Annotated in this window: 22 protein-coding genes and 2 pseudogenes; 16 read left to right on the plus strand and 8 right to left on the minus strand. The window is 40.0% G+C overall.

Annotated features, from left to right (window positions below):
• The first annotated feature begins 72 nt into the window (after nucleotides 1–72).
• From AC1DM9_RS07605 to AC1DM9_RS07630, 6 genes are all read left to right on the plus strand, one after another.
• Nucleotides 73–1,401: an ABC transporter substrate-binding protein gene (locus tag AC1DM9_RS07605; RefSeq protein WP_477579271.1), complete on the plus strand. Its 1,329-nt coding sequence runs from the start codon at nucleotides 73–75 to the stop codon at nucleotides 1,399–1,401.
• Between the two features lie 64 nt (nucleotides 1,402–1,465).
• A complete protein-coding gene (locus AC1DM9_RS07610; RefSeq protein WP_477579273.1) occupies nucleotides 1,466–2,353 on the plus strand; it encodes a carbohydrate ABC transporter permease in 888 nt (295 codons plus the stop codon).
• A gap of 65 nt (nucleotides 2,354–2,418) precedes the next feature.
• Nucleotides 2,419–3,252: a carbohydrate ABC transporter permease gene (locus AC1DM9_RS07615; protein ID WP_477579329.1), complete on the plus strand. Its 834-nt coding sequence runs from the start codon at nucleotides 2,419–2,421 to the stop codon at nucleotides 3,250–3,252.
• A gap of 47 nt (nucleotides 3,253–3,299) precedes the next feature.
• Nucleotides 3,300–5,609, plus strand: coding sequence for a glycoside hydrolase family 95 protein (locus AC1DM9_RS07620; RefSeq protein WP_477579275.1), 2,310 nt, complete (start codon nucleotides 3,300–3,302; stop codon nucleotides 5,607–5,609).
• A 272-nt stretch (nucleotides 5,610–5,881) separates the two neighbouring features.
• Nucleotides 5,882–9,418 carry an S-layer homology domain-containing protein gene (locus AC1DM9_RS07625; protein WP_477579277.1) on the plus strand — a complete coding sequence of 1,179 codons (3,537 nt, stop codon included), beginning with the start codon at nucleotides 5,882–5,884 and terminating at the stop codon, nucleotides 9,416–9,418.
• A gap of 103 nt (nucleotides 9,419–9,521) precedes the next feature.
• Nucleotides 9,522–10,553, plus strand: coding sequence for a peptidylprolyl isomerase (locus tag AC1DM9_RS07630; protein ID WP_477579279.1), 1,032 nt, complete (start codon nucleotides 9,522–9,524; stop codon nucleotides 10,551–10,553).
• A gap of 449 nt (nucleotides 10,554–11,002) precedes the next feature.
• On the opposite strand, the gene AC1DM9_RS07635 is transcribed toward AC1DM9_RS07630, so the two are convergent.
• On the minus strand, nucleotides 11,003–11,281 hold the full coding sequence (locus AC1DM9_RS07635) for a helix-turn-helix domain-containing protein (RefSeq protein WP_477579331.1): 279 nt from the start codon (nucleotides 11,279–11,281) through the stop codon (nucleotides 11,003–11,005).
• A gap of 119 nt (nucleotides 11,282–11,400) precedes the next feature.
• Between AC1DM9_RS07635 and AC1DM9_RS07640 the strand changes: the two genes are divergently transcribed.
• Both AC1DM9_RS07640 and AC1DM9_RS07645 read left to right on the plus strand, forming a co-directional pair.
• Nucleotides 11,401–11,496, plus strand: coding sequence for an IS3 family transposase (locus AC1DM9_RS07640; protein WP_477579333.1), 96 nt, complete (start codon nucleotides 11,401–11,403; stop codon nucleotides 11,494–11,496).
• Nucleotides 11,497–12,084: 588 nt separating this feature from the next.
• A complete protein-coding gene (locus AC1DM9_RS07645) occupies nucleotides 12,085–12,333 on the plus strand; it encodes a hypothetical protein (protein ID WP_477579281.1) in 249 nt (82 codons plus the stop codon).
• A gap of 68 nt (nucleotides 12,334–12,401) precedes the next feature.
• On the opposite strand, the gene AC1DM9_RS07650 is transcribed toward AC1DM9_RS07645, so the two are convergent.
• Entirely contained in the window at nucleotides 12,402–12,827 is a 426-nt protein-coding gene (locus AC1DM9_RS07650; protein ID WP_477579335.1) for an exosporium protein C, read from the minus strand.
• 648 nt (nucleotides 12,828–13,475) lie between these two features.
• On the opposite strand from AC1DM9_RS07650, the pseudogene AC1DM9_RS07655 reads away from it, so the two are divergent.
• Nucleotides 13,476–13,940: pseudogene (locus AC1DM9_RS07655) on the plus strand (IS110 family transposase); the annotation flags it as partial.
• A 241-nt stretch (nucleotides 13,941–14,181) separates the two neighbouring features.
• Here the strand turns inward: AC1DM9_RS07655 and AC1DM9_RS07660 are convergent.
• Nucleotides 14,182–14,688, minus strand: a complete 507-nt coding sequence (locus AC1DM9_RS07660; RefSeq protein ID WP_477579283.1) for an RrF2 family transcriptional regulator — start codon at nucleotides 14,686–14,688, stop codon at nucleotides 14,182–14,184.
• Between the two features lie 227 nt (nucleotides 14,689–14,915).
• Between AC1DM9_RS07660 and AC1DM9_RS07665 the strand changes: the two genes are divergently transcribed.
• Both AC1DM9_RS07665 and AC1DM9_RS07670 read left to right on the plus strand, forming a co-directional pair.
• Entirely contained in the window at nucleotides 14,916–15,557 is a 642-nt protein-coding gene (locus tag AC1DM9_RS07665) for an FMN-dependent NADH-azoreductase (protein WP_477579285.1), read from the plus strand.
• 151 nt (nucleotides 15,558–15,708) lie between these two features.
• Entirely contained in the window at nucleotides 15,709–16,239 is a 531-nt protein-coding gene (locus AC1DM9_RS07670) for a GNAT family N-acetyltransferase (RefSeq protein ID WP_477579287.1), read from the plus strand.
• A gap of 286 nt (nucleotides 16,240–16,525) precedes the next feature.
• Here AC1DM9_RS07670 and AC1DM9_RS07675 read toward each other — a convergent pair whose 3' ends face one another.
• Complete coding sequence (locus AC1DM9_RS07675) at nucleotides 16,526–17,158, minus strand: TetR/AcrR family transcriptional regulator (RefSeq protein ID WP_441886521.1); 633 nt, start codon at nucleotides 17,156–17,158, stop codon at nucleotides 16,526–16,528.
• Nucleotides 17,159–17,339: 181 nt separating this feature from the next.
• Here AC1DM9_RS07675 and AC1DM9_RS07680 point away from each other — a divergent pair.
• From AC1DM9_RS07680 to AC1DM9_RS07695, 4 genes and pseudogenes are all read left to right on the plus strand, one after another.
• Nucleotides 17,340–17,898: pseudogene (locus tag AC1DM9_RS07680) on the plus strand (serine hydrolase); the annotation flags it as partial.
• A 57-nt stretch (nucleotides 17,899–17,955) separates the two neighbouring features.
• On the plus strand, nucleotides 17,956–18,264 hold the full coding sequence (locus AC1DM9_RS07685; protein ID WP_477579337.1) for a hypothetical protein: 309 nt from the start codon (nucleotides 17,956–17,958) through the stop codon (nucleotides 18,262–18,264).
• Nucleotides 18,150–19,439: an alpha/beta hydrolase family protein gene (locus AC1DM9_RS07690; RefSeq protein ID WP_477579290.1), complete on the plus strand. Its 1,290-nt coding sequence runs from the start codon at nucleotides 18,150–18,152 to the stop codon at nucleotides 19,437–19,439. The genes AC1DM9_RS07685 and AC1DM9_RS07690 overlap by 115 nt, the downstream gene beginning before the upstream one ends.
• A gap of 654 nt (nucleotides 19,440–20,093) precedes the next feature.
• Nucleotides 20,094–20,852, plus strand: coding sequence for a GNAT family N-acetyltransferase (locus AC1DM9_RS07695; protein ID WP_477579292.1), 759 nt, complete (start codon nucleotides 20,094–20,096; stop codon nucleotides 20,850–20,852).
• Between the two features lie 613 nt (nucleotides 20,853–21,465).
• Here the strand turns inward: AC1DM9_RS07695 and AC1DM9_RS07700 are convergent.
• From AC1DM9_RS07700 to AC1DM9_RS07710, 3 genes are read right to left on the minus strand one after another with little or no spacing between them, the layout of a single operon-like run.
• Nucleotides 21,466–22,392 (minus strand): phosphotransferase family protein, encoded by a 927-nt coding sequence (locus tag AC1DM9_RS07700; protein ID WP_477579294.1) that lies wholly within the window; start codon nucleotides 22,390–22,392, stop codon nucleotides 21,466–21,468.
• A gap of 58 nt (nucleotides 22,393–22,450) precedes the next feature.
• Nucleotides 22,451–22,909: a GyrI-like domain-containing protein gene (locus AC1DM9_RS07705; protein WP_477579296.1), complete on the minus strand. Its 459-nt coding sequence runs from the start codon at nucleotides 22,907–22,909 to the stop codon at nucleotides 22,451–22,453.
• Nucleotides 22,910–22,915: 6 nt separating this feature from the next.
• Nucleotides 22,916–23,947, minus strand: coding sequence for a methyltransferase domain-containing protein (locus tag AC1DM9_RS07710; RefSeq protein ID WP_477579298.1), 1,032 nt, complete (start codon nucleotides 23,945–23,947; stop codon nucleotides 22,916–22,918).
• A 190-nt stretch (nucleotides 23,948–24,137) separates the two neighbouring features.
• Between AC1DM9_RS07710 and AC1DM9_RS07715 the strand changes: the two genes are divergently transcribed.
• Entirely contained in the window at nucleotides 24,138–25,004 is an 867-nt protein-coding gene (locus tag AC1DM9_RS07715; protein ID WP_477579300.1) for an AraC family transcriptional regulator, read from the plus strand.
• A 541-nt stretch (nucleotides 25,005–25,545) separates the two neighbouring features.
• Here AC1DM9_RS07715 and AC1DM9_RS07720 read toward each other — a convergent pair.
• Nucleotides 25,546–25,641 carry an IS3 family transposase gene (locus tag AC1DM9_RS07720; RefSeq protein ID WP_441878496.1) on the minus strand — a complete coding sequence of 32 codons (96 nt, stop codon included), beginning with the start codon at nucleotides 25,639–25,641 and terminating at the stop codon, nucleotides 25,546–25,548.
• Between the last annotated feature and the right edge of the window lie 15 nt (nucleotides 25,642–25,656).

Here is a 25,656-nt window from a genome sequence, read left to right on the forward strand (position 1 = left end):
TTTCTATTAACCCAATTACTCCGATGTTATGCTTGAATTGTAAAAAGAATAATAAAAAAACGGAGGGTTTGTATGAAAAAAAAGAAATGGTTTACTGCAACTATCTTGTTACTCGCTACGACCTTAGTTCTATCTGCATGTGGAAAATCAGGTGATTCTAGTAATGGTAACAATGCTAGTGAAAGTACGCCAAAGTCGTCGAATAGTACTGGCTCAAAAGAGCCGGTAAAGCTTACTATATGGGGTGCCATTCCTGAAGAGGCAGGCCCTCAAGAAGCAATAGATGCCTGGAATGCAGAAAATCCGCTAATCCAAGTGGAGTATATGAGATATGTAAATGACGATAGTGGAAATTTAAAACTGGATACTGCATTGGTAACGGGCCAAGGAGTAGATCTTTATGTGAATTATAACAAACAGTATCTGGAAAAACGTGTTGCGAGTAACGCTGCTCTTGACCTTAGTTCATTTACTGACTACAACATTATAGACGCAATTGGCCCAGATGCGAAATCATGGCAAATAGAAGATAAATTTTATGGCATTCCATCGAGTAAAGGTAAAAACTTTATTTTCCTTAATAAAGATGCGCTGGATGCGGCAAATCTGCCGATTCCCCCACTAAAATGGTCTCAGAACGATTTGCGTAAATACGCAATGACGTTGAAAAACGACTTTGAATATGGATATGCACAATTTGATTGGTACTACTTTATGCAAATGGATGGCACACTTCAAAATGCAATAGCTGATAACCAAACTTCCAAATTTGATGCCCCAGAGATAAAGGAAAGTTTGCAAAACTGGTATTCCATGATGCATGAGGATAAATCGATTCCTACTTATGGTGCTCAAACCGCTTCCAAGATGGCCGTTGACACAATGTTCTTAACTGGAAAAACAGCTATGCTTGGTGCCGGCGGATGGATATTCAGATCGACAAATAATTTAAAGGATTTCCCACGGGACTTCAAAATTGCCTTTGCTAGTTTGCCAAGTGCAGTAGACAATCAATCGAATTTCAAGATTGAAGGCGGTTTAGGCGATGTCGTATCCATTAATGCTAAAACTCCTCATAAAGAAGAAGCATGGGCATTTCTGAAATGGTATTTGGATGTAGGTACTCAATATTTGGCAAAAGGCGGAAGAATTCCTTCTTCCAAGCATGTGGATTTGGAACGTACTGTTCAGTTGATGACAGGGGACAATGCTGATCTTTATGACATGGAATCGCTCAGAGCAGTTGTCTTAAACGATACGCCTACCTTTACAAACAGTATGGAACGCCAAGTGTCAGATATGCGAAAAGAAGAAGTAGAGCGTTATTTCTTAAAAGAAAAAAGTTTGGATGAAACCATCGGAAATATCGTTAAACGACATAATCAAATATTAGCCAAATAACGAAGGCTAGACTTTTGGAGGAAGCGTTTTTGGAACCTTCCTCCTTTAATTGGAGGGTATTTCTATGAAGCTGAACTATAATTCAAAGCAGAAACTAGCAGGATACCTGTTTATTACCCCTAGTATGATAGGTGTTATCCTATTTTTCCTCTTGCCCGCATTGTTCTCTTTTTACCTTATGTTTACGGATTGGACTTTCATGAGCGGGAAATCGCCAGTATTTATAGGTATAGATAATTTCAAACGATTATTTAAAGATGAGTCTTTTTATCGATCGATTAAAAATACGTTTGTGTTTGTTCTTAGCGTACCCATTTCAATGATGATTGCTTTCTTTATTGCTTCTTTTTTAAACGGGAAAGTCTATTTACAAAAAATGCTCAGATCAATGTACTTCTTGCCTTACGTCATGAACGGAGTGGCTATTGCCTTTGTGTGGATGTTATTATTTGAACCGCAAAATGGTCCGATTAATGGTGCGCTGAGAGCCATTGGCTTGTCTAACCCACCTGGTTGGTTATCTACAACTAACACCTCAATCTATGCTATATTGATCATCCAAGTCTGGATTATGATTGGATACAATATGATCATTTACCTCGCAGCAATACAGGAAGTGTCACCTGAGTTGATGGAAGCTGCAAAAATTGATGGCGCAAAATGGTTTCAAATTATTAGACATATTACCTTGCCTTTAATTAGTCCATCGTCTTTTCTACTGCTTGTCACCGGTTTTATAGGAGCAATTAAATCTTTTGGAATCATACAGGCGATTACGGGTGGAGGTCCTGGAGATAGCACAACAGTCTTGTCACTATATATTTATAAATCAGCCTTTCGATATTATGAGATGGGTTTCGCCTCAGCGGCTTCATGGGTGCTCTTTGCCACAGTTCTCATCCTTATGCTTTTCAATTGGTATGGACAAAAAAAATGGGTGCATTACGGGTAAGGGGAGGCTAGTCGATGAAAGCAACAGACACAAAACAAACTCAAAGGAAAGAAGCATCGGTTAACATGCGAACAAGTCCAATAAAAGTGATAAAACTAATCTCTACAATTATTGCCCTATTTTTTGGCGTGCTTATGATTTTACCTCTTCTATGGATGCTTAGTACATCCGTTAAAACACCAGTGGAAGTGTTTGAATATCCGATCAAATGGATTCCAGATCAATTTCAATGGAGTCATCATTACAATGTTTGGTTTGGCGAGCAAAGCATTTCTCAATATTATATCAATTCATTAAAGATAGCCGTAGTTTCGATGGTTGGCGCAGTATTCATCTCATGTCTGGCAGCATATGGTTTTGCCAGAATTGAATTTAAGGGCAGAGATTCATTGTTTCTCCTGTACTTGTCCATGATGCTTATCCCTCCACAAATATTATTTGTGCCAAAGTTTATTATGTTTAACTGGATGGGGATTTTTAATACGTATTGGGCATTAATTCTACCAGGCATTTTTACTATTTTTGGAGTGTTTCTGCTGCGACAGTTTTTTATTGGTATTCCAAAGGAAATAACGGAAGCGGGATTAATAGATGGGGCTGGACATTTTCGGATATTTATTCAATTAATTGTGCCACTAGCGAAACCTGCTATTGCAACACTTGCCATTCTGGACTTCTCTTGGCATTGGAATGATTATGAGAATGCATTGATATTCCTTATAGACAAAGACCTCTATACCATACCTCTTGGACTGCAAAATTTCATATTGGAAAATTCAATTGATTATAACGGTATGATGGCCGCTGCTTCAGCAGCGATTCTGCCTATGATTATAGTATTTGTCGTTTTTCAGAAGTACATTATTCAAGGTGTTGCTAATGCTGCGGTGAAAGGTTGATTGAAAAACCTATCACTAAGTATTACTTACAGGCGGGAGGTATCACTATGATTAAGGAAAATTTTACTAATCATTCGAATCGAATCTGGTTTAACAAGCCTGCACAAGATTGGAATGAAGCACTGCCAATCGGAAACGGCCGGATAGGAGGAATGGTTTTCGGTGGCGTTCGTGAGGAAAGGATTGCACTAAATGAGGACAGCGTCTGGTCTGGCCAACCGCATGAGAACGAAAATTCGTTGACTCGTAGTTCATTAGAACAAGTCCGAAACTTGCTTTTCCAAGGAAAACACAAAGAGGCACACGAGCTAGCCCATGAAACGATGCGGATACCCAATAATTCTAATTATGGAAATTACCAGCCGCTTGGCAATCTGTTGCTCAAATTCGAATTGCCAGAGGGAGAGCCGTATAATTATGAGCGGGAATTGGACTTGAATGCAGCTATTGCAACCACTTCGTATCAGCTCGGGAAAACACATTTTATTAATCGTGTGTTCTCCAGTTACCCTGATCAAGTGCTTGTCGTTAGGTTGGAGCAGAAAGGTGAGCAGCTTAATGAATACGCTTGCACAGTTAGGCTGGATCGGGAGCAGTCAATTAATGTAAGCTTCGATGATAACGATACGCTCATAATGAGCGGCATATGCGAGCACGGCGGGGTCACATTTGAAGCACAGCTTCGTGTAGTTCTTGAAGGAGGCCGTTTTTTCCCAGTTGATAATGGCTTGCGACTCGAGGGCTTTCATACGGCAACCATTTTTGTTGCAGCTCACACTTCTTATCGGGAGAGGCACCTAGCTATTGCATGCAAGAAAGATTTACTTATGGCTGTAAATAAAGGCTACGGAGCGTTAAAAATATCACACGAACTGGATCATATGGCGTTTTTCGGAAGGGTTCAGCTGCATTTAGATGAAGGCGAAAAGGAAAACATGCCCACGGATGTTCGACTTGAAGCAGTTCACCAAGGAGCTAATGATCCCGGTTTGATAGCACTACATTTTCAATTTGGCCGATATTTGCTTATTGCCAGCTCAAGGCCGGGGACGCTTCCCGCTAATCTTCAAGGAATATGGAACGAGAGCTTTACGCCACCATGGTTTTCTGACTATACGATTAATATTAACCTTCAAATGAACTATTGGCTTGCAGAAACTTGCAATTTGCCTGAGCTGACAGATTCGCTATTCCGTTTTCTGGAGGCATTATGTACAGAAGGAAAACGAACAGCTAAGGAGCGATACGGCAGCACTGGAATCGCTCTTGGCACCCGTACAAATCCTTGGCACACGACCACGCTTCGCAATTACGTGAATTTGCTGTGGCATGAAGGAGCAGCATGGCTGGTTTCGCATATGTGGGAGCATTATTTATTTGGCGGGGATCTCGATTTCCTGAGACAGAGGGCTTATCCGTTAATAAAAGAAGCGGCACTTTTTTATCTCGATTTTATGGTGGAGCATCCACATACAGGATATCTAGTGTCGGGACCGACAACTTCACCTGAGAATGAATATCTTGCGCCTGACGGCTCCACCGGAAGCCTTGATATTAGTCCAGCAGCTACGATACAAATTATCGACGAGCTTTTTGAACAATGTTTAAAAGCTGGCTCTATAGTGGGAGAAAAAGAGGACTTTTTGAAAAAGGTTGAGAGCGCTAAGGCGAAACTGCCTCCTTTGCGCATAGGTAAGAAAGGACAACTTATGGAGTGGTCTGAGGATTATGAGGAAATAGAACCAGGTCATCGTCATATGAGCCATCTATATGGTCTCTATCCGGGAACAAGCATTCACGCATCAGGAAAAATAGATCTGCTCGATGCCGCGAGACGTACCATTGAGCTGCGATTGGCAAATGGCGGCGGTCATACTGGCTGGAGCTGCGCTTGGCTGATTTGTCTATTCGCACGATTAGAGGACGGAAATCAAGCGGAAGTTATGATTGAGACGCTGCTACGGCACTCTACACAATCCAATCTCTTTGATGTTTGTCCGCCGTTTCAAATTGATGGTAATTTTGGCGCTTCGGCGGGAGTAGCTGAAATGCTGCTCCAGAGTAAATACAATGAACTGGTTCTTCTGCCTGCGCTCCCTAATTCGTGGACCGACGGCTTCGTATCAGGTTTGCGCGCACGCGGCGGGTTCGAGGTTTCTATAAGCTGGGAAAATAGTTCGCTAGTTGAGGCGAAAATTGTTGCTTCCCGAGATAATGAATGTATTATTCGTTCTTCACAGCATTTTTCTATCGATGGAAATCTTGCATCTGTAAAACAACTTGCCCCGAATCGCGTTTATGCCAAATTGAATACCGGGGAAAGCATTATCATCCGCGCTAATCAATCAAATAAGTAGAACCTCTATATTATTTTAAACTGAAGATATAGTAGAACGAACAATAAGATCACTTCACGCTTGTGATCTTTTTTGTTCTTTCAAAAGTGACTACCATTTAAAGGTGAAGTGATTATTTATTTTTGTTTATTTGAAAGCGCTAACACGAAAGCTGTGAATTTCACTTATTAAGGAGGTGAGAATAAGTTTCACATTAGAAAACTTGCATAGTTAATCTACGATGTATGTGTAAAATGCCGTTATTTAATGAATGGAAGGGAGTTTTAGCTATTATGTTAAAAAAAATAGTATTTCAACTTATGATGTGCACCGTTTTACTTTTTACATTTGCCGTGGTTAGTTTCGCTGCAGAAATTGTGATTGATAACGGGGACACAGGTTACTCTGAGACAGGAACATGGGTTAACAGCAACGTATCAGGATATAAAGGTACGCCTACAAGATATTCCAATGTTGGCGAGAGAACGGCAAAATGGACGCCAACGATTACAAAAGCCGGGGAATATGAAGTCTTTATATTTAAAATTGCGAGCAGCACCGCCAGTGACAAAGATGTTGATATTGAAATCGTATATGAGGGAGGTACCATTTCAACTGAACAAGATTGGACGACGGGCACTTCAGGTTGGGTTAGTTTGGGCAAGTATCCGTTTGCTGCTGGGACATCGGGTTATGTCATGATTAATGGTGAACTAAGCGGTACAGCGACTTATACCCGTGCCGATGCGGTTAAATTCGTAAATGACACCCCTCCGATTTTAGAGCCTATAAATTACGCGCCTGTAGGCATTTATTATGTCGATTCCATCGATGGAAATGATTCAAATAACGGAACGAATGAACGCTCTGCTTGGAAAACGCTTGATAAAGTTAACTCTTTCACATATCAACCCGGTTCGAAGATCTTGCTGAAGTCGGGCAGTTATTGGATAGGACAGCTTAAGCCAAAGGGATCCGGCAGTGATGGCAATCCGATCATTATTGATATCTATGGTTCGGGCAATAAACCGATTATTGACGGAAATGGAATAACGAACGCAGGTGTCGTACACCTGTATAATCAGCAATATTGGGAAATTAACAATTTAGAAATTATGAATGATGCACTTGACGTTGCGACAAGATTTGGGATCTACATCGAGCTTTCAGATTATGGAACAGCGAATCATATTTATGTAAAAGATTGTTATGTTCATAATATAAAAGGCGACAATTCTCATCCGCACAAAGGGGTCGGTATCTTTTACTTCGTTTCAAGTACAGATACCTCCAAATTCAACGATATTCTGATCGAAAATAATACCATAAAAACCGTTGACCGATCAGGCATTATTCTCAGAAACCCGAATGATACTTTTAGTACGGATGTAGTGATCAGGAATAATTTTGTCGAAGATATAGGTGGTGACGGAATCGTAGCCAAAACAAGTAAGGCACCATTGATGGAATACAACATCGCTAAGGACACTTCAGCTAGAGCTGATAATGCAAACGCAGCGATTTGGACATGGTATACGGACGATGCCATCGTTCAATACAATGAATCCTATAACACGGTGCGTCTTCCGAATAATCTTGATGCAAACGGTTTTGACAGCGATTTCAATAATAATAGAAGTATCTTCCAATACAATTACAGTCATGATAATGGCGGTGGATTTATCCTGATAATCGATTCGGGGGCCAGTTCTTTTAATGATGGTACAATCGTCAGATACAATATCAGTCAAAATGACAAAGAAAAAGTAATTAATTTATTGGGAGATATTACGAATACTCAATTTTACAATAACACCTTTTATTTGGACAGTACTTCGACTGCCCAAATGATTGAGGTGAGAAACTTCTTCGGTATTCCGAAGACAACAAGTTTTTATAATAACATCTTTTATAATTTAGGCAGCGGCGGATTCGACCTCCGAAAAGTAGAAGGCTTTTTGTTTGACACCAATATTTTTTATGGAGCGGAGGCGCCGGTTTCAACATTGGACGCAGACGTTGCGGTTGTCCATTCGATTGTAGTTGATCCCAAGCTGGTTACCCCGGGTTCCGGCGGAGCGAACATTGATTTCAATGCGCCTACTCGACTTAGCGGTTATAAGCTGCAATCGGATTCGCCAGCTATTAACGCTGGCTTAGTTATTGAGAACAATGGCGGCAAAGATTTCTGGGGTAATCCATTGTATCAAGGGAAACCGGATATTGGCGCGTATGAAGCTTCTATAGTACCTGTCCAAACGATCGATTTAACAGGGGCGTCGACGTTGATTGACACGAAAGGTGGTAGCCTGCAATTGCATGCTGAGGTGCTGCCTGCCAATGCGTCCAACAAAGACGTGACCTGGTCTGTATATGAAGTAGACGGCACGGCAACAGGAAAGGCGACAATCGATGTTAACGGTTTGTTGACAGCATTGAAGGATGGAAAGGTGAAGGTGGTTGCAACTGCAACGGACGGTTCTGCTGTTATGGGGACAAAAGCTTTTACAATAACCGGGCAAAATGAGACTGGTAATCCTGATCCGGGAACTAACCCAGGTTCAAATTCAGGAACCGAAGTGAACGATAAACTATACCAATACGAACTAAGTGAAAATGAAATACGTTTTGATCCTGCACAGAATGAGCAAACAGCTGTAACTGTGATCATTAACGAAAAACGACTGGTTCAGCAATTAGAAGATCTTCAGATGACTGCACATAAACCTGTCCTTCAGATTGTACTTCCGGGCAAACATTCGTTAAATGCCATAGAGCTGCCTCTTTCAGCTTTGTACAATCGCAAGGAAGAAAATAAGGAAACCGTCTTGCGTATACAAAGCCACTTAGGCTCCTATGATCTTCCGTTGTCTATTATGAGCCTTGATGGCATTGAAAGTGCGGCTAAGCTGGATGGTGCAAAATTGATTATTCGAATGAATAGAGGAACAACAAAGGATGGAGAGCAATTTGGTGAATCCATTACTGAGCGGGGTCTGAATCGAATAGGCGATCTGATCGACTACAAATTGATTATCAAAACGAAGGACAAAGAAGAAGAGCTTCATAGTTTTGGTCGTATATTTGTTAAACGTGTAATGAATATTGATCATGTAATTCAAGACACTTCATCTGCAACCGCGGTTGTGTATAACCCAAATACGGGAGTGCTTGAATTTGTGCCATCCCTGTTCAAAGTGAAGAATGGCATGACAGAAGTAACGATTGTTCACAATACGAACAGCTTGTATGGTGTCGTTCAAAACAAGAAAACGTTTGAAGATATGATTGGACATTGGGCGAAAAAAGAAGTTGAAGCTCTTGCATCGAAAATGATTATTAAAGGAACGACAGACCGCACGTACGCACCGGATAATAAAGTGACTCGAGCTCAGTTTGCTGCACTGATTATAAGAGGGCTGGGACTGTCTACGGAAAATGTGACGAATGTATTTACAGATGTTTCTGCTGCTAATTGGTATGCATTGGAAGTGAATGCCGCCGCAAAGTTCGGTTTGGTCCAAGGTGTAGGCAATGGCACTTTTAACCCTGAACAGCTGATTACAAGAGAACAAATGGTTGTTATGATCATGAACGCCATCGGTCTTATTCAGGGAACATCGATGATGGAAAATACAACGAATAATCCATTCGCTGACCAAGAGCAAGTATCGTCATATGCTCATCAAGCGGTAGTAGATGCGGTTAACAATGGTTTGATTACTGGTAAAACAGCTACAACGTTTGCTCCACAAGATGTAGCTACACGCGCTCAGGCTGCAGTCATTATAAATAGAGCTTTGCAATATCTGAATTTGATTAATCAATAGCTGTAAAGAGAAATTAGAGGCTGATTCAAAATCAGCCTCTAATTCCAAGATTCCAAAAAAAGATTAATGAGACATTAATCCTTTACAGTAGGGAGTGTTATCTTTGACAAAGAAAGGAATGCTTTTAAGTTCAGTCATTATCGTAGTGACTTTATTATTTTTAACAGCGCTTGTTTTCGACCTTCCTCTTGAAAATAATGATCAAACCGTAGCGACGCTTAATTGCGAACCGATTCAAGCATCCGAATTTATGCTCATTATGAAAAATAATTATGTAGCAAAAACGTATAACTATTTTTCAAACAAATATGGGATAAATGATTTTAAGGATTTTTGGTTCAATGTTTACGGTGATGAAAAACCAATCGAATATGCTAAAAAAATGGCCTTGAAAGAAATGGTGAAAATTAAATCAGAACAAATGCTGACGAGGCAATATGGAGTTATTAACGATATTTCCTACGCTGCGTTGTTGAAAGAGTTAGAGAAAGAAAATAAAAGAAGAAAAACTGCTGTTGAAAATAACCAGGTTATTTACGGTCCAAAACAATATAGCGAATATCAATACTTTTCTCATGTATTTACGAACAATGTTTTAGAGCTTAAGAAAATACTTGGCCAAAAAAAGTTTAATATGAAAGAAAGTGACTTATTGGATGAATATGAGAATTTAAAAGAAAAGTATTTTATGGGGGCATATCAGATTAAAGTTGAGAAGTTTACTATGAACAAAAACGAGCAGGCCCACACGATTATGAAACAATTGCGATTAGGTTTACAAAATGGCGATTCATTGGAGAAGCTAAAAAACAACAATACGATTATCAACATCGAAACTCAAACTTTTAATGAAATTACCGCCAAAACGGACTATGATTTAAATCCGCAATTACTTATTGAAGCCCAAAAATTAAGTGTTGGCGAAATAAGTAATATTATTGATGAAAATAATACTCTCACGATAATAAAATGTATGGAGAATAAAGAAAGAGGTTTTCAAGATTTTAACGAAGTTAAGGAACAAGTTAAAAAAAATTTTTTAGAACAGAAATATGAAGAGTTGGTTCAAAATGTTATTGAAGAGGCGGATGTGAAAATTGTTGAAAAAATTTATAATCATTTAAAAGTTGAGTAATATATGAAACAGTGCTTAGGAATCAACCCGGGAGCGATTTGAGAATATTAATGTTAAAGACAATCCCAAGATTAAACTGTACGTATTGAAGGCTAAGAGCTTATAAATTAATAAAAATTAATAAATTAGATAAAGGTGATATTTGTAATAAATAATAAATTATTTAAATGAATTATAATAATTAACACTCACCATCCCGAATTCTACTTCAGACGCTCTGGATTCGTGAGCTGTATAAATTCGAATCGCTATACGGAGTAAACGTGAAGGAGAAGCTCATGAAAGTATTGCGGGCAAGCGGCTTAGGGATGATTACCGATTTCTTGGACATTCGCTTCCAGAATGAGGGCACAGCTAGGATCTGGAAACAGCGAGATCGGAAGTGACAGGGGAGGTCGGCTGCCCAATATGGCTTGGTTCTAGGAGTACTTGAGTCTTTCAAATAAGCGCTAAAGCAAATGAGTCTTTCTGTATTCTGAAGGGATCATTTTTGTTGTTTTTTTAAACATTCTGCTTAAATAATGGCTACTGTCATAGCCGCAGTTATCAGCAATTTTGTCAAGCGTGTATTGTGTACCGGTAAGCAGCTGTTTAGCTTGCTCGATTCGCAGTGTTGTGACGAAGGAGATCGGTGTTTGTTGAAAAGCACTTCGAAAATGACGTGTGAACTTACAGGTGAGAGCTGAAGTTGTGCTGCAATGTTCTTGAGCTGAAAAGAAAGCTGACAGGCTTGCTTACTAATGAGCGCATAAGCTTGATTCATAAGCGGATCCTGTGCCTGCTGACGCGGTTCAGGCTGATGATTTGTTAGACAAACAAATAATAAGATGAAGATCTCAAGGCACTAATCAAACGAGTATATACGAAGTACAATGGCGTATATGGGTATCGGCAAATTCAAATGCATTTGCTTCAGGAGCATGAAAAACGAGTGAATCACTAGGCTCATGCAAGAGATGGATATTCGTTTTAAGATACGTTCGAAGCGAAGTCAGAGTTATAAAACCACGGTAGGTGCACGCGTAGAGGAAAACCTGCTTCAACGTGACTTTAAAGCGGATAGGCATAACCAAAAGTGGGTAACAGATCTCACTCAATACCGCGTATTCGATACATGGATATATTTATATGCCATTAAGGATTTGTATAACGGAGAACTCCTAGCTTCTCATATGAGCCTTCGAATGATAACCAGCTGGTTTTTCAAACCTATGAGAAAGCCTTTAAAAAGGAAACGGACGTGACTGGATTGATCGTTCACAGCGACCTAGGATTCTAATACACGTCCTACGATCACCAAGACATGCTGCTGAAGGTTGGCGCCCGAATCAGCATGTCCCGCCGAGGCAAATATTATGACAATGCCTCTATGAAGAGCTTCTTTTTCGCATTTAAAAGCGGAAGCGAATGCTAACGGGAAACGTTAGTATAGTGTATAGTATAAGTCATGTTTAAAAAGAAAGGGCCATCCCACAAAGGATGGTCCTTAAAACTTGTCGTTACAGACATTTGCCTTAGCGCCAAGCTCTAAGTGAAGGAATATATGCCCATGCTTGATGGAAAAAAATATAATCGTCAAGAAATCGATCACGGTAAGGATGCGGTTAAACAACAACTTACCGCATACCAGAAACTCATCGATGCCGGCAACGCTCCTCTCGGAGAGTTCAAATCGGTCTTCTTCAACAGCATGACGCTTGTACTCGCTCGATACTTCATCATCAGACAAATGGGTAATAGCGTAATAAAAAAGCAGCGGCAGTCTAAGGCTTTATTTTGAGAGCCTAGCTTGCCGCTGTTTCCTTATAGGGTCAGTCTAAGAATGGTTAGGTTCATAGAGCTTAGGTGTTAGGTTCTTGTTTTAACGGCCAGACCACTAAACGATATTGGCCCAACAATATCGGCTCTTGTATTTGCAGTACGGTTTTCTGCTGTCACTGTGTAAACATGGTTACCTGATCTAACATTTCTATCTTCTGCCTGGAATGTAACTGCATAATTTTGTTCAGAACCGGTAGATTCGATCCCTTGTTGCGTGTTGAAAATCTCTTTATCATCGCGGAAGATTCTAAAGAGTATTTGCGCAATACCAGTGACACCTCGAACACCCACAGTTGCTACTAAATCTACGCGGTTAGGTTGAGAATTAACTGGAATCCTTATAGTGATTCTTGCAAGGCGAGATCTTACTGGTGAACGACTGATAATAAATGAGTTCGCTAAGTTGAAGCTACGGCGCGGCTGAACTGAAGCTTTATCGATAATACGTACCAAAAATATCAACTCCTCTTGTTTGATATCTTCAAGATATGTTGGATTAAGAGAGAATGATTGGACAAACATCTTAACTGCTTTATTTGGGCTCGATAGACTGTGAACAATGGTGCTGTCGCGACAAGGTAGATTCTCTTCGATTTTGGAAGTCTGGCTTCACGATTAAAGAGAAGGAAATAGAAGAGTCTTAGCGGTTTCATTTCTAACGGAAACGATAGATACTAAAACGATACTAGGCTGCCGACAGCAACGTCAGCCTGCTTTGCGCTAACGGGCAGCATTCCTATTATGAAGAAATAGTTGATTTGAAAGTTGTAGGAACAGAGATCAGGAACGGTATGAAAGAACGTTACTCTAAAAGCTACAGGTTCAGGACAGGACTCTCCACTCCTATCCAAATCCTATAGTACTCATCATGAGTACGGACCACCCTTCGGGGTGGTTTTTTTTTAATGCTCATTAAGTGACTTATCTGCTAAAGGCAATGATAAGGATCCATCTCAAGTTGAACTATAATACGAACGGGCAGCATTCCTATTATGAAGAAATACGAGGTTTGAAAAATAAAAAGACTCCTTGTTATGATGTTAATGGGTCCACGACGCTGGCCGGCTACTGGATCCAAATACAAACCAAGGAGAGTACAAGATGCATTCTACTCAAAATGAACGAATTAATCAAATCACTTCTTCTACCTTAATTGTCGGAGTCGACATTGCAAAATTCAAACATTTGGCCAGGGCACAAGACTACCGCGGAGTCGAGTTCGGGAAGCCAATCACATTTGACAATAATCGAGAAGGTTTTGAGTTATTCGTTAGTTGGTTCCAAAAGATTACTGCGGAACAAGGGTTTCAGGACGTTTTGGTCGGCATGGAGCCGACCGGTCACTACTGGCTAAACCTTGCTCATTATCTTAGAGAGCAGGAAGTTAAGTATGGTGTTGTAAATCCACTGCACGTGAAAAAAAGCAAAGAGCTAGATGACAATTCTCCGACGAAGAATGACATCAAGGACGCTAAAGTGATTGCACATTTGGTCAAAGATGGGAGATACACTGTACCTAGCCTTCCACAGGGCGTTTATGCTGAACTGCGGGAAGCCATGAAAATTCGCTAACACCTGACAACTGAACTTTGCATTGTGCAAGCATGTTTCCATAACTGGCTAATAGGTAAGTTTTACTAATGTTTTGTGATCTACTGATCGCGGATGTTTATCCATCATATTCATCCTATCCGATAATCCGAAAATTTCGGATGACGAGGTTGGTAACTGATAATAAATATATAAAGCCCTGAAAATTTGCAGAAGATTTTCAGGGCTTTGTTTATATGAATAATTACGTTTTGAGTTAGTTTGAGTTTTTTCTTATAAAGTATTCTCGGCTATCTGTCCGCAATTTTTCAGGTAAAACGTGATTAAGTTCATCATTTAACCATGCAAGGGTCTTATTACGAAGAAACTCACGCATATATTCTTCTGCCTCAAGCATCGTTAAGTTAATCGTACAAGAAGAATTGGCGGAAATACAGGAAGAGCATTTTTTATCTAAATGCATAAGATTATCTTTCAAAACATTTTTGCATTGAAAAATAGGTTTTACTCCTTCAACTGCTTCTATTACATCCCAAAAAGAAATTTCTTCTGGGGACTTAGCTAATTTATAACCACCTTTTACACCAGGTGTAGAACTCACGATACCAGCCTTTGATAATTTACCAAAAACTTTTGAGAGATATGTTTCTGAAAGCCCTTGAAATTCTGAAAGGTCTTTTATTCCAATACTTTCCTCTTCGGGTATGTCTATTAAATAAACAAGGCTATGCAACGCATATTCAACCATAACACTATACTGCATATAGACTCACCTGCTTTCATTGTAAAAAGGCTATCAAAAAAATCATTATAATCCCTAAATGTTTTTTTGTAAATTAGCAAAAACTAACGTTAGAATCTATAGAATTTGACAAAAGGCTATGAAGTCTTTATATTGTCTATTATATCAATCGGCGATTGATATTATCGACGATTGATTTTATCGACAATTAAGATTAGGTAAATTCAATTTAAAGGAGAAAACATCCAATGAGCAAACTGCTTGTCATTAATGCACATCCAGAAGTCGATTCCACATCTTCATTTAGTCTAAATGTATTCAATTACTTTTTGAAAATTTATAAGGAGAAGCATTCTGATGATGAAGTTATTGAACAAATTAACTTGTACAAGGACGTAGTACCAATGATAGATCAAACTGTTTTAAGTGCATGGGGAAAATTAAAAACAGGTCAAGAACTAACAAGTGGAGAACAAGAAGTAACAGAGCGTATGAGTGATGTATTAAAACAATTTAAAAGTGCAAACAAGTATGTAATTGTTTATCCAGTGCATAACTTTAATGTGCCATCAAAGTTAAAGGATTATATGGATAATATTATGATTGCAAGGGAAACCTTCAAATATACAGAAACGGGATCAGTTGGTCTTCTTAAAGATGGAAGAAGTATGCTTGTGATACAAGGAAGTGGGGCAATCTATACCAATAATGACTGGTATACCGAAGTTGAATACTCGCATAAATACTTGAAGTCGATGTTCAATTTTTTTGGTATTGAAGATTATCAAATTCTTCGAGTGCAAGGTACTGATAAACTGGACAGAGATGAAGTATTAAAAAAAGCTTATAAAGAAGCTGAAGAAGCCGCTTCAAAATTAGTAGTGAAATAAGCTAACGGAAAAGTTTAACAACAAAAGCCAATCGTAGATAAATCCTATAAGCTCTTGTATAATGAAACTAACTTCAAAAATGAAGGGACTGAACTATGCGCAGATGTCAATATCTTAAACCTGACATTAAAATAAAATGGAGGTAAAAGTATTGATTACAGAGTTACACACAGAACGTTTACATTTGAGAAAAATGAAGGTATCGGATTCGTCTAGTTTGTTTAAAGTTTGGTCTGATCCAGATGTTACTAAATTTATGAATGTTAGTTGTTTTACTGATGAAAATAAAGCAAAAGAGATGATTAATCTTCTTGATGATCTTTCTCGAGACAGTAAGGCTATTCGTTTCTCCATAATTAAAAAAGAGTCCAATGAAATTATAGGTTCTTGTGGTTATAATTCCTTTGATTTTGAAAATGAAAAAGCAGAAATTGGATATGACATTGCTAAATCATTTTGGGGAAGAGGATACGCTTCAGAAGCTATCTGTTCTTTGTTAGATCACGCATTCTCATCTTTAAAGCTGAATCGAATCGAAGCAAAGGTTGACCCCGAAAACGTGAATTCTATAAAGCTCTTACAAAAGCTCAACTTTACGTTTGAAGGAACTCTTAGACAATATGAAAGAGTAGAAGGAAAGTTTAATGATCTCAATATCTATTCCAAATTAATATCAGATTGATTTAATTTTCTGCCTATTTTGAATTGTAAGTAGCATAACTTGGAACGTTTATACTTTACCATAGCGGCAGTTTTGGGTTATTACAAAAGGTAATTTCATTGAAGGAGAACGATAGAGCAACGAACAAGGGAGCAGTTTGCCGGCGGCAGCTGCTCCCTTTTATTTTACTAAAGGAAGAGTATCCCTCTGATTCTTTGAGACCCGACTTCTCTGGCCTTTAAGACGAGGGTTTTTTGGATAATTTTAGCATATCAAAGTTGGATTTTTACTATTTTTAGATTATGGATTATGAATTTGATTCAATTAATGATTGAATATAGATTTCAATCATTTTAATATTTTCTTTCCATAATAAAACAAGCCATTCTGTGTCTGCTTTAGAAATGAAAAATGTTGAAAATCCATTTATATAAGTTCCTAATAAATCATTTACTAACTCCAAGTCATTCGCGTCTAGTGTATCACCATAAAAATCATTCACTAAAATCTCAAAGAAATCAAACGGTGTTTTTTCGCTGTCTTTACCATAGATAAGCTCATCAAACTCCGTATCATATGAAGACTTCACTAAAAATTGCATTTGAACATTAATTAAATTTAAATAGTCTTTATTTTTTTTTTCAATGAAGAAGAGAAAATATTTGAGCATAATATCCGCAAAAGAATCCGTTTCCTTAACTTCTTGATAAATTTGTTCCAGTGCTTCACCCATTAACACATCAGCATAAAAAAATGCTTCTTGTTGAATAGTCTCCATAGAACCAAAGTGATGAAACACGCTTGCTTTACTAACATTTGCCTTCTTTGCTATGCTGTTAGCACTTAATACTTCTAAACCATTTTCTGCGATTAAAGTGACGGTAGCGTGTAATAAAGCTTCTTTTGTTTTGTTCCCCTTTTTTTCTCTACTATCTATCATTACCGTTCCTCCTTGAATGGTTGTCACATTTTCTTCAGCTATTATAGCATAAAACAAAAATGTTGACCGATAGGTCAGTTTTTCATAAAATATAATTGACCGTTCGGTTAGTTTTTAGTTTTGTGTGTCACCAGTTTTAAGTTTTATGAGATTTAACTCTTGATAAAAGGAAAGGAGAAGGCCAAAAGATACGGATGATAGCAACAATTACGGTCTCGGCTGGGACAGTGTGAAGCTATACCCGTTCAATGAATTCGGAATAAAGGGCTTGGCCAAATGAGGGAACTTGACTACATATTCTGCTTCTCTCGTCGTACTTCCTGAGAAAAAGATTGCAGCTGCCGTGTTATCATCCGGCGGTAGCAGTGACACGGATCAATTAATGGCAAGCAAACTGCTGCTTGCGCTCAAGGAAAAGGGAGAGATCAAGAACATCAAGTCGGACAAATCATTTGGCAAGCCCGTTAGGGCCAAGATACCCCAAGTTGTAGTGAAGCAAGCAGGCTATTACACCAAAAGTGGATCGCAGTTCCGAGTAGAGATTACCGAGGACGGAGTACTGTCCATGGCAAACGATCCGGGGACGAAGTATATATACTTCGGATGGGAGCTTTATCAACGAAAACGGAACCTCCATGGTCAGCTTCGTCACCGAAAAGAACGGACGCACCTATTTGTGGCAGAGAGACTATGAGACGTTGCCGGGATTTGTGCAACTAGCAATGTCCCATTATGCGGCCTGCCTGTTCGGCGGACAGTATTTGAGGAGGTCATCATCACAAGGAGGTCATCAACAGATGAGAATCATGGAAGTTGTACTGGTGACGTTTAATGTGGTTGTGTTACTGTGGTTGGTTGTTGGGCAACAAAAGCCGCGACAGTTATTATGGGGAGGATTGGCCGTCTCGGCAGTTTTTCTCGTTGTGCAGGGCTGGGTTGAGGGATGGCGCTGGCCCCTGATCCCCACTTATGCATTGACGCTGGCTCCTTTATGGGCGCTGGTGTTGGACTTTCGGCGGCGCGCCCGAGCCGGGCAGGGGGCATTCATAGGCGCGGCGTACGCAGAATTGCAGCGTTGTTATCCGCCTTTTTCTACGGAACTGTAACCGTAGCTGCGCCGTTGCTGTTCCCGGTGTTTACATTCGATGAACCGGCAGGCCCGTATGGGATTGGCACGGTCGCTTATCACTGGATTGACAACACCCGCAAAGAAACGTCCACTTTGGCGGCAGCCGGGGCCAAGCGGGAACTGAAAGTACAGATCTGGTATCCGGCCAGCAAGGACGCTAAGGGAACCCGAGCGCCGTATGTGCCCGATTCCAAAGTATATGCCGAGGCATTTCAGCAGGAGTCTGGTCTGCCGCAGTTGTTTTTGACGAGCCTTGGACAAGCCCGTACGCATGCGATTGAACACGCGGTGCTGTCCGATGCGGAAACGGCGTATCCGGTACTTATTTTTTCACACGGGTCTGGTGGATTCGAGGGTCAGGGCATGTTCCAGGTCGAGCAGTTGGTGAGCCATGGCTACATTGTAGCGGGAATCAATCATACTTACGACAGTATGGCTTCGATATTTCCGGATGGGCGGGTTGCGTTGTACGATTCGGTGAAAAATACAGAATTTGAGATAGAGCCACTTGAAAAACCGGACAGGACGAATGAGGTTTGGGTGAACGATGTGCGGTTTGTGCTGGATCAACTTAAACAGCTCGCTGCCGCTGACCCGGATCAGCGGTTTACGGGACGAATGGACATGAAGCGCCTTGGCATGTTCGGACACTCATTCGGCGGGGCGACTACGGTTCAGATGCTGCTAAGTGATCCGCGGGTTCGGGCAGGCATCAATATGGACGGAGCCTTGTACGGTGAACGCCGCATTCCGGCGACTGGCATAAACAAGCCGTTCCTGATGATCAGTGCGGACGAGGAGGACGAGTTGGCGGGCTCCAACGCCACAAGTGACGATCAGCAAGCCGCCTTGGACATGACCCACAGCAAAGTTGAACGATACAATAAAGAGTTAAATGCTCGGTATGCGCTGATAAAGGCTGGCGGGAATTACTGGCTGAAGCTGCACAACACGCTTCATATGAGCTTCTCCGATTTCTTTTTGATCTCTCCAATTATAGAGTGGGCACAGGGAGTGAATGTGCGCGGGACACATCAGCTCGTCAACGATTTTACGCTTGATTTCTTCAATCATTATCTGAAAGGGCAGCCTATGCAGATTTTGAACAATGCTGTCGGCACGCATGATGATTATATTCTGGAAAAGGGTTAAGCTTCTATTTAGCGTGAACGCCGCCTGAAGAATAGACGGAGGAGGGAGGGGGAGAATCAGGGGCATTCGCTGTGGCCTCTGGTTTCTCTCTGGGCTCCTTCTGATCATCCGGATGCAGTGGCTCCCAAAGGAGAACGCAGCAGATAGCGCATGCTGTGCATTAGCGGGTTCATGCTGGCAGGGGCGTCCTATTCCAAGTTCACAATGACCCACAGTTTATTGAATAGGATACGGTCTGTGACCGAATCAAGCATATGCTGAGCCTTGTTCATTCCATTAAAGATTGTATGACTTCCTTTTCAGCGGATCAATATCGGCAGCTTCTCCATAGCTCCTTACGAGAGGTAGATGCAGAATTGTTGCGACTCAAAGAGCTTCAGCAATTAATTAAGAAGGCTTTGCATGAACAACAGAGCTTTAGTTCACAATCCAACCAGTATCAAATAAACGGCGGGATATCACGTATTTTACTCGTTGGATTGAAACAGATTCACACACTAAGCTTCATGCCAAATTGTTGGCCGAAAAGTTGAAACACGTTCCGAATTTGTTTGAATCGGACATTCGTTCGGGTATAGGAGCAGAAAAGAGAAATTCAATCTGTGAAAAGATTGCTTAAGGGTACGAGTAAATAAGTATAGGGAAGTGAACATAATGAGAAATCAAACAAGTAGAGTAATTAATATGCCTTTATTTTCACATACGATAACTGACTTTTGGCGTGCGCAATTTTTTAACGGAGACATTCTCTATAGCGATGAAATCTTTACTGTCGCTATCAACCCTGACCTGAGCGAAGACAGTCGGGTCATGGTTCTGGAAACCTCCGACGGCCGGGTTAGGGCAGTCCTGACGCCTGCGCTGGCTGATAAGATAGGCCTCTATCAAGGACAAGACTTGTCTGAGCCGACCTTCCGCCGGAAATTGAATGACGCGGGAGTCACTCTGCATGGCGCAGATTATCTTTATTATTTTTCAAAAGCCGATAAGAACGAATTGCTGCAAGAAAACCTGGAAGGTGACTTGCGCCGACTAACAGAGCAAGATGATGCGGTTTTCTCTGAGTTCCAATCCTCCGCTTCGGAACAAGATTTGTATGACGCATATGTGGAATTGGATCACTGGGGAGTGTTCGGCTCTTTTGAGCAAAACCGCCTGATCTGCGCCGCCAGCATGTATCCATGGGAGGATGCGCAAATTGCGGATCTCGGCGTACTGACTCTGATGCCCTTCAGAGGAAAAGGTCATGCCCGCAAAGTGGTGCGTTCAATCAGCAAGTACGCCTATGATCAGGGGTACGAACCCCAGTACCGATGCCAGCTCGATAACCTGGCGTCTGTGTCGCTGGCAAAAGCGGCGGGTCTAACGCTGTTTGGAAAATGGGATGTGATTTCTCCCGACTCCACTGACTGAGAGTCCGACTCAAAATTAAAATGTCATACTTTGCTGACCGAACCTGCGCCGCTGGGCGGAATTTTTTACTGACGCCAAGTGGCCTGATTGTTCGAGGCAACGGTGAACAATTGGGATCTCAAGCAGCGACTACAGTGCCGCTGAAGAGTTCATGAAGCGGATCGAAAACGAGATGTAGTAGAGAGTGTAGATAGATGCAGTTTCTGGCGAACCTACTTGGGGAAAGTAGTTATATTATCCTAGAACCCTAGTTTAATTGACCTCTGTCATACCATCAACAAACGTAAATTCCTATTACCGTCTCCACACATGTGGAGTGCTGTGTGTCGGTAGTGAGGGAATAGTATTACATCTCGATGCAAGTTTCTATATAGTTGATAATATGTTCCTCCCAAGGTAACATACAGCAAACTTGTTCCTCGAGAGGTTTTCTTATGATTTTTGTTTCCCCTAATGAATATTTCGGCGTGGTAGAGCCACTTGGTTAATATGTGAGAGCCATGATGTTAACGAAATAAAGCCAGCAAGTTAATAAGGAGAGCCATCAGAATATGAGGGCTCTCCTATTTACAGTTTTAACTATCGTATCCTTTAGCGGAACTTCATATAAGTATTAATTGGTCAATCTTAAAAGCTCTTCGCGAAGTCCGAAATAAGCATCATTCCATCCCATCTTCGCATAAAAGCGTAATCCGATCAATCCATTGTAATATTTTGCCCCAATTATTCTTTCCTTAAAATTAGGAATGGAAATGCCAACCTGTTGCTGATAACTCTGGTATTCCTGGATCACATCAAGTTTCCTCAAGTGCCAGTCTAATGTTGCAAGGTCGACAAGAAAATCACCATATTTACCATTAGTGTCGATAATACCGGTTATACGTTGACCATCAGATAAAATATTAAACTGATGAAAATCACCATGAATAAAATACCGATGTGGTTCATTATAGCTGGAATAGGCCAATAAACGGTTATAACATTCATCAAACACATCTTTCTCCAGACAAGAAGTTTTGAATAAGCTGTACCACCCATCCCAGAAGGTGCCCGCCTGATCCTCTGCATTAATAGCAATTACATGTTCCCTCCAAGAATTATATATACCATTCCCGCTCGTATTTATGAATCCATAACCGTGTGTTTTACCTAACTCAACGTGGTTCATCCGAGTTAGAAGTTGAATGACCTCTGGAAGCAATTGGCGTTGTTGCTCAGGAGAGCAGCTTGCCAGATTGAGTCCACTGATCTTTTCTGAAATTAGATAGTTAAATGATTTAAATTTACCTAGCCCGAGACAAGAAGGAAACGGGATTCCCTGTGATGTTAAGAGGCCTGAAATAAATCTTTCAGTTTCAAAACTCCCTGCTAAGTCGCTAAATTTAATAACGTATTCCTTATCAAAAACCGAGAAGGAGAATACAGCGCTTAAATTACCCCCTTTTAATGGCGTTACCCCAATCACATTCGAACCAAAATATTTACTCAGCACAACTCCCACTTCCGAAGTTTCAAATGTTGGTTTTTCGTATGCAGTCATCTATTCCCATCCTCCCTTATTACAATGTATGCTGATTCTCGTCTTCATTAATTCATAGTTACAATTTACTTCTTGCGACTGGAACCCAGAGCTCATATGATGCATCCATTTTTAGTACTCGGAAAAATTGTACATTTGCCACAAGCTCGTATCCATTTGTAGGAAACCATTCTGAAAATAAATAATACCAGGTGTTATACAATGTTTGCGGTGATGTTGAGGAAAGATCAAAGACTGCCCACTTTTGCTTGGAAATGATCAACTCAACAAGAGATTTAGGACATTCTGCAGTTGTTTCAAATCCAATATAATAATCAACTAGATTGTCTGTATGATCGACTGCTATATAAAGGATTTCATTTACTTTTTCCATATTTACCTGCTCAAAATAAGTTTGCATGTCTTCATGTGTTGTTTGATCAATTCCAGGAACAAAGACTCCAATTTTATGTATTGGTGAAGTCTTTTTAATACCGACAATCTTGAAGGATTCCATACTCACAAATCGGAAGTTCATTATTTATCAACCTTTCCGTTTATTTTTGTGTTTAACCCTCTCGAAAACATAAATGGTAGGGTGTAATCCCTTGAGACTTAACGGGAATGCTTTTATTAATCGCAAATGCAATGACGCAGTAACTTGTAAAATCTCATCCCAATTTTCTGTTAGAATGACAGCTTTCCCTTGGATTTTCATCACTCGAGTAATTTCAATTAATATTGCTCGATTGATTTCATTTGTTTCTTTTCCAAATGAAATTTGCCTTCCAAATGGCAGGTTTGTCACGACTTTATCAATAGAAGCATCGGCAAAAGCTAATTTACGAGCATCCCAATGTGTGACCTCTGCAAAAGTATCCATGAGATTCTCTTTCGCTACTTTGAGCGCCTGATGATCGATATCCCCCCCTCCAATATAGGTAAATGGATAGGATAATCGTTCCCATAAGATTGTGCCCGATCCACAACAAGGGTCAATAAAAACATCCTCTTCTACAGGAGTAGAAAGCCAAACCATTGCATGAGCGACAGTTGGTAATAGTGATGCTGCTGAGAAACGTCTATCAATTCGCCTAAAGCGATAGGATGCATTAGTTAACTTAAGTGAAAAAAGTCCGTTATGATCTTCAATATCTAATCGAAACTCTACATCAGGAAGACGATTCATACTAATTCTTTTGGAAGGGTAACGTTTTTTTATTCCTTCCATTGCTGCATTTGCTGCTTCAAATCGGCTATAGGTTTGTGATCCTTTACGGCTAGCATTCACATAATAGTATGTACCTTTTTTTAGGAATGGCTTTAGATTTATACGAGAAACTTGATCACACAAATGATGAAGATGTAACCGATGCAATCCAATTTCTAATTCAGAAATAACCAAATATAAATTATTTGCTAGTCTTAAACTTTTTAGATGTTCAATAGCTAGAGTGGTTGTAAAGAAAACTTTTCCTCGATTTGTTTTTGTAATCACTATTTCAAAGCATCTGTCTTTAATCTCCTCAATCAAAAGATCCTCTAAACCAGGCAACACCGTGGCAAAATAGTTCATTTAAGAAGCTCCCTTCTTAAACAAACATTAGCAACTTTGCCAACATCGTTCCCGACAATTCTGATATTGCTTTTGTCGGATCAACAGTAATAAACTTAGTTAGAATAAAGACCCGATAAAATAAATACTAATTGTTGAGAGCATTTCTTTGATAGAAGTTATGATAATCAGGGACAGGATGTGTAAAGACATGAATTTACTGAAGCATATGAACGATGCTTTAACCTATATTGAGAAGAACCTTGAAAATGATATAGATATGGCTGAAGTAGCAAAAATAGCTCGCTGTTCAGAATTTCACTTCAAAAAAATGTTTTCCTATTTAGCAGGCATTACGTTACTTGAATATGTTAGAAGAAGACGGTTAACCATGGCTGGTTTTGAATTAAAGGGGCAACATATGAAAGTTATCGACGTTGCCATCAAATATGGCTATCATTCACCAGATTCGTTCGCGAAAGCTTTTTATCAATTGCATGGTATTAACCCTTCCGAGGTTAATAAAACCGGGAAATCCTTGAAATCTTTTCCACTCATGACTTTTCAATTAACCATTACAGGAGGAAGCGAATTAAATTATCGAATTGAAAAAAAAGAAGCATTTACAATTGTAGGTATAAAAGAAAGAATCCCTCTCGTTTATAAAGGAGAAAATCCTGCTATAACAGAAATGTTGACGAAAATAACAGGTGACGTTTACTCCAAGCTGAAATCTCTTGCAAATGTTGAACCTCTTGGAGGATATAGTGCTTCATTTAATATTAGGGAAAGAGAAAATGAGGAAAAGGCTGAACTTGATCATCTTATTGGTGTAGCAACAACAAAAAAAGATTTATTAGGTCTGGGTTCTCTTCATGTTGCAGCCTCTACTTGGGCAATTTTCACTGTCCTTGGTAATCCCGCCAACATGCAGGAAGTATGGGGACGAATTTATGCTGAATGGTTTCCTTCATCTGATTATCAAGTTGTAGAAGGTCCTGAAATTCTCTATACAAATAGTGATACTAATAGTCCAAACTATAAAAGCGAAATTTGGATCCCTGTAGAGAAAAAGTAAACCGTTCCGCTAATAATCAGCAGCTTAGAACATATGTTGAGCATTTCGTGTCCAAGCCCCAGTTTTTTTCTCCATTACCTACAGCATATAACGGATCCGCCAATTTGGCGGGCGTGATCTTTAGCTACACACTTTGTTTGTTAAATTAAGGAACCCGCCATCCTTTTTTGCACTCGGCTAATATAAGGGATTGTAAAAATCTGCGGGGTTGTCGGGCGCTTTTATTTTTTAGAAAGTATCCGACACTACGCACTCCACACATGTGGAGTGCTGTAACATGAACATTATTTTATGGGGACGAATTGGGGACGAAAACCGTCACCAAGCAACATAAAAGAATCAACTAGATCACACATCTGTCGGATCAAACCCTTATTTAATAAGGATTTATCCTACATCAACATATTAAATCCTAATCCATCTCTATCACTGGCAGAGATGAGGTCAGGGTTCGATTCCTTATTTTCAATTAAGATCTTAAATACAAAAGAAACAGCTGTCGTTGGTCAAGACCCCTATTTGTAGACATTGCAAAAAACACCTAGGCAGAAAGCTGACGTCTGTAAGCAACAGGCGTCAGTTTTTTTAGTTTTCTCTGCGGTCGCTCGTTATTATAGAAATGCAAATATTCTTCAATTCTCCTTTGTGCCTC

Source organism: Paenibacillus sp. 01T431, assembly GCF_056398625.1.